The sequence below is a fragment of the Nocardia sp. NPDC051990 genome, from assembly GCF_040680755.1.
Classification (GTDB): domain Bacteria; phylum Actinomycetota; class Actinomycetes; order Mycobacteriales; family Mycobacteriaceae; genus Nocardia.
In genome coordinates, this window is sequence record NZ_JBFAXH010000017.1 from 91,763 (window position 1) to 96,290 (window position 4,528).

At 66.0% G+C, this 4,528-nt stretch carries 3 protein-coding genes and 1 pseudogene; 1 reads left to right on the top strand and 3 read right to left on the bottom strand.

The features are described 5' to 3' along the window. Nucleotides 1-68: 68 nt before the first annotated feature. Nucleotides 69-2,843, top strand: a complete 2,775-nt coding sequence (locus AB0L63_RS25860; protein ID WP_364505535.1) for an AAA family ATPase — start codon at nucleotides 69-71, stop codon at nucleotides 2,841-2,843. A 6-nt stretch (nucleotides 2,844-2,849) separates the two neighbouring features. Here AB0L63_RS25860 and AB0L63_RS25865 read toward each other — a convergent pair whose 3' ends face one another. The 3 genes and pseudogenes from AB0L63_RS25865 to AB0L63_RS25875 form a co-directional block, all read right to left on the bottom strand. Further along, nucleotides 2,850-3,437, bottom strand: a complete 588-nt coding sequence (locus AB0L63_RS25865; protein ID WP_364505613.1) for a class I SAM-dependent methyltransferase — start codon at nucleotides 3,435-3,437, stop codon at nucleotides 2,850-2,852. 161 nt (nucleotides 3,438-3,598) lie between these two features. Beyond that, nucleotides 3,599-3,697, bottom strand: a pseudogene (locus tag AB0L63_RS25870) (DNA-binding response regulator); the annotation flags it as partial. Nucleotides 3,698-3,757: 60 nt separating this feature from the next. Further along, the gene (locus AB0L63_RS25875) at nucleotides 3,758-4,411 is read right to left on the bottom strand and encodes a Uma2 family endonuclease (RefSeq protein ID WP_364505537.1); all 654 of its coding nucleotides are present in this window, start codon (nucleotides 4,409-4,411) and stop codon (nucleotides 3,758-3,760) included. Nucleotides 4,412-4,528: the final 117 nt, after the last annotated feature.

The following is a 4,528-nucleotide window of genomic DNA, read 5'->3' on the forward strand; positions in this document are numbered from 1 at the left end:
GCGATATCGCGCTGGCCGGGCGATGTGCATGCTGCACGAGGCCGTGCGGAGGGCATAGGATCTTCTGCGTGCCGGGTCGCCTTACCTCCGTATTCGTCGGTCGCGATGCCGAGGTCGAGCGTGTGGTGTCGTTGGGTCGACGCGCCGCTGCGGGGGTGGGGCAGGTGCTGCTCATCGAGGGCGAGCCGGGTATCGGCAAGACCGCGCTGCTCGATACCGCCGCTGCCGGATACCCGGCCGACGGTCTGACCGTGCGCCGTGGTGCCGCGAAGGAGTTGCAACGGCAGGTGCCGTTCGCGGCGGTGTGCTCCTGGCTGGACAGCGATCGCGGATCCGATCCGGTGCGCGCGCTGCTGCGCAGTGGAGAACGAGCCGGTGACGGTGCGGCGACGCACGAGTTCGCGATCACCGAGGCGATCCTCGATCTGGTCGATACCTGGTGTGCCGCTGGGCCGGTCGCATTGATCGTCGACGATGTGCACTGGGCGGACCGGCAGAGTTTGGCGGTGCTGAACCGGCTCTGTGGGCTGGTCGGCGATTTGCCGCTGCTGCTGGTGCTTGCGGCGCGTCCGCTGCCGAGGGATACCGGATTCGTCGCGTTGACGGCCGAACTCGTGGAACGGGGTGCGCCGATGATTCGGCTCGGTGCGCTGCCCGAACCGGCTGCGGCGGAACTGGTTCGGCATATGGTCGGTGCGGCACCGGGGCCGGGCCTGATGCGGCAGGTGGTCGGTGCGGGCGGAAATCCGCTCTACATCACGGAATTGGTGGCCTCGCTCTTACGCGACGAGGCGATCACCGTGATCGCCGATACCGCGGATCCGACCGAAATGGTCGATGGCCCCTCGGCATCGTTGGCGGGGGCGATCGCACAGCGGCTGGAATTCCTGTCCCGGTCCGCGCGGCAAGTACTGCCGATGGCCGCCGCACTCGGACCGACCGTGTACGTCGCGGAACTGGCCGCGGTACTGGACAGTCCGATCCTGGAAGTCTGGAAAGTCGTCACCGAGGCGACCGACGGTGGACTGCTCACCCATGCCGATTCCGAACTGATCTTCCGGCACGACCTGATCCGTCAGGTCCTCGCCGAGCAGCTGCCCGATTCACTGCGCGCCGGATTGCTGCGCCGGGCCGGGCAGATCCTGCTGGCCACCGACGCGCCGATCGAGCGGATCGCGTACTACCTACTGGCAGGGGAGAACGAGCTGGACAAGCCGGCCCTCGACTGGTTGGTCCCGGTGGCCGACAAGTTGATCGTGCGCGTGCCCGAGATCGCGGTACAGCTGTTGCAGCGTGCGGCGGGTACCACGGACCTCGGCATGCGTCCGGTCCTGCTGCGACTGCACGCCCAAGCGCTGCTGTGGAACGGTCGCGCGGCCGAGGCCGAAGCCCTCGTGCGCACGGCGCTGCTGAACCGACCGGGGGACGATATCGAACTGCGTTGGTTACTGATGCAGGCCTGCCATGCGCGCGGCGATCTGCGCGAAGTCGTCGCCGTTGCCGAAAAGGCCCTGGCCACAGCGAATCTCACGGATGCGGACGCGGGTCGATTCCACGGGATGAGTGGTTTGAACAATTTCTTGCTCGGCCGGTTCGACGCTGCGGAGGCGGCGGGTGCGCGGGCGCTGGCGATCGGGGATGCCACCGAGAATCCGCTGGTGACCGGATACGGACTGTTGACCGTGGGGGCCGTGCGATACACCCATGGCTACCTCGACGAGGCACTCGAACTGAGCAACCGCATCATCGCCGTCTTCGACAGCGGATTCGGTTCCGACCAGTTCGATCCCTATATTCTCTACGCACACTGCTTGATCGAGCTCGATCGGCTCGCCGACGCGGAAGCGGTGCTGCACAAGGCGATCGGACACAATCGCCGGATCCACGGTGTCTATCTCGGTGCCAACGTGGTCGCCAAGGCGCGGCTCTATCTATTGAACGGACGCTGGGACGATGCGATCGTCGAATGCGCGTCGGGCCTGTCGGTGCCCGACGCCTTCGGCTACAGCCCGTTCCTGCGCAGCCTGTCGGCACTGATCGGCATCCACCGCGGCACCTTCCTGCCCGATCCGGACGACATCCCCGCACTGAACAATCAGCTGGGCAGCAGTGGATACGGCCAGTTCTTGCCGTGGATCAAGGCCCTGATGCTCGAGACCCACGGCGATCCGCGCGGCGCACTGGATCTCCTCGTCGACGCGCACCAGCGCCTCACCGACGGTTTGACCGCGCCCACGCTGTATTACATCTTCCCGGATATCGCCCGCCTCGCCGCCGATGTCGGTGACGAGCAGGCGGCGCGTTCGGTGGTCGCGGCTTCGGCTGAGCTGGCCCGTCGCCAACCCACGGCATCCAGGACCGGTACCGCGCTGCTGTGCCGCGGCGTCGCCGAACGCGACCCCGCGATCTTGCGCATGGCCGCCGCCGATTTCCGGAAGGCGGGGCGACCGTTCTATGAAGCGCAGGCCCATGAGAACGCCGCCTTATTGTTCGCCGCGGACGGGAGCGCTGCCGATGCCCGCGGCGCCCTGGATGCCGCGGTCGAGCTCTACACCGGCCTCGGCGCTTCCTGGGATACCGCCCGCGCGGTCGCGCGCATGCGTCCGTACGGAATTCGCCGCGGTGTTCGCGGACCCCGCAATCGGCCCAAGTCTGGACGGGCCGCCTTGACAGATACCGAACGCAAGGTGGCCGCCTTGGTCGCCGATGGCTTTTCGAATTCCGATATCGCGGCGCAGATGTTCTTGTCGCGCAGGACAATTCAGTCACACGTGTCCAACATCCTAGCGAAGCTCGGCATCGGATCGCGGCGCGAGATCGCGGCGGCTTTATCCGGGAAGTAGTGCGCGCTAGATCCGGTTGATCGTCGCGAGCCAGGCCGGTGCGCCGTCGTCGTGGAATCGCGTCTCGATCCGGTCCGCTTCGATGGTGGCGATACGCCAGCCGCCGCCATCGAATGCCGTGTAGAGCTCGTTCCGGCTGACAGGGTGCGGGCCGGTATCGGGCCCCTCGTCACTGAAGCACAACACATACAGCGTGCCGCCGTGCTCGGTCACCGAGGCCAGACTCGCCACATATGCCGGTCGCTCGTCCGCGTCGAAGCTGTGGAACAGCCCAGAATCCAGCACTGTCTCGAACTTGCGACTCAACAGCTCCAGCTGCAACGCATCGGCCGCAATGAACGCTACGTCGGTGCCACGCTCGGCGGCCTTTGCCCGTGCGCGCGCCAACGCCGTCTCGGCCACATCCACGCCGAGCACCGAAAATCCCAGCGCCGCAACGTGCAGTGCATTCTCCCCGCCCCCGCACCCCGCATCGAGCACCGCCCCCGCGAACCCGCCCGCAGCTCCCAGCCGCACTATCGCCTGCTGCGGCCTGCCTACATCCCAGGGCGCGGGCCCATCCTGATACGACGCATCCCAAGACAGCCCGGTCATCCGCTCATGACTGGTCGGCTGCCGCCCCTCTAACGAATCCCCTGACAGTGTCATACCCCACATCCTCCCATCCCGGCGCATAGCTTGGTCCCAGGTCGGGGAACGGTGATGGCCGCGATCTCCGGGATTGTGGTCGGCGTGGGGACGGCGGGCACCGGAAGCCGTCGCCTGATCGCGTACAGCCGAGCCACCAGCTCGGCCACCCACGCCGGCTTCACCAGGTAGTCGTCGGCGCCACTGCGCAAGGCCCGCACCACCGATGACCAAGGTCATCATGCCCTCGACCCGAATATCAGGCTCGAAGTTGTGTCACCCACCGGTCAGTATTCGAGTTCGGTCCAGGGGATGGCGATGGGGAACGGGAAGTCGATGGCAATGCCGTCGGGGTTCTCGTGGGTCCATTCGCCGACGATGATGTAGTTGGCCGAGCGCAGCGGATGGACACCGGGCGGCAGCTGGGCGTGTCCGATCTCGAGAACGTAAGCGCGAACCATTGCGATAGCGCTGACTTCGCGGTCCAAGATGACTTCCCAATACCACGGAATACCAGCGCTTGCGTAGCGGCCCTTCTTCGCCTCGATATCAGTCTGCGTGTTGGACGGAGACAGGACCTCGCCGACCAGCAGAACATCGCTTGCACGGACGTCCTGATAAGGCATTTCGAGGCAACGGTAAACGAGGAAGTCCGGGGTCACGAAGTCCGACTTTCCGCTGGTCCCCAGGAAGACGTTGGTCTCGAAGTTGACGCGCCAGCAATGCTGTGTCTGCTCCGACATTGCCTTCCGTGCGTGATACTCGATCGAGTTCGTCAATCGACGCGTGAACTGCTGATGCTCACCGGGGCCCCGGCGCACCCACACCACCCGGCCGTTCCACAGCTCGATCTGCCCGGCGATCTCCTCGGGGAGACGTTCCAGTTCCTCCCAGGTCATGTACTCGGGGAGGTCCGGACGCTCGATACGCGGAAGGGACATGCCGCAATAGTAGTGAAGGCATCCCATTCGGTCGGGGCGAAGGCCAGGGCTGGGCTGCAGTCCGGTCATCAACGGCGTTCTCGGGAGCCGTCGATTCATGGTGCGCGCGCCTGTCGG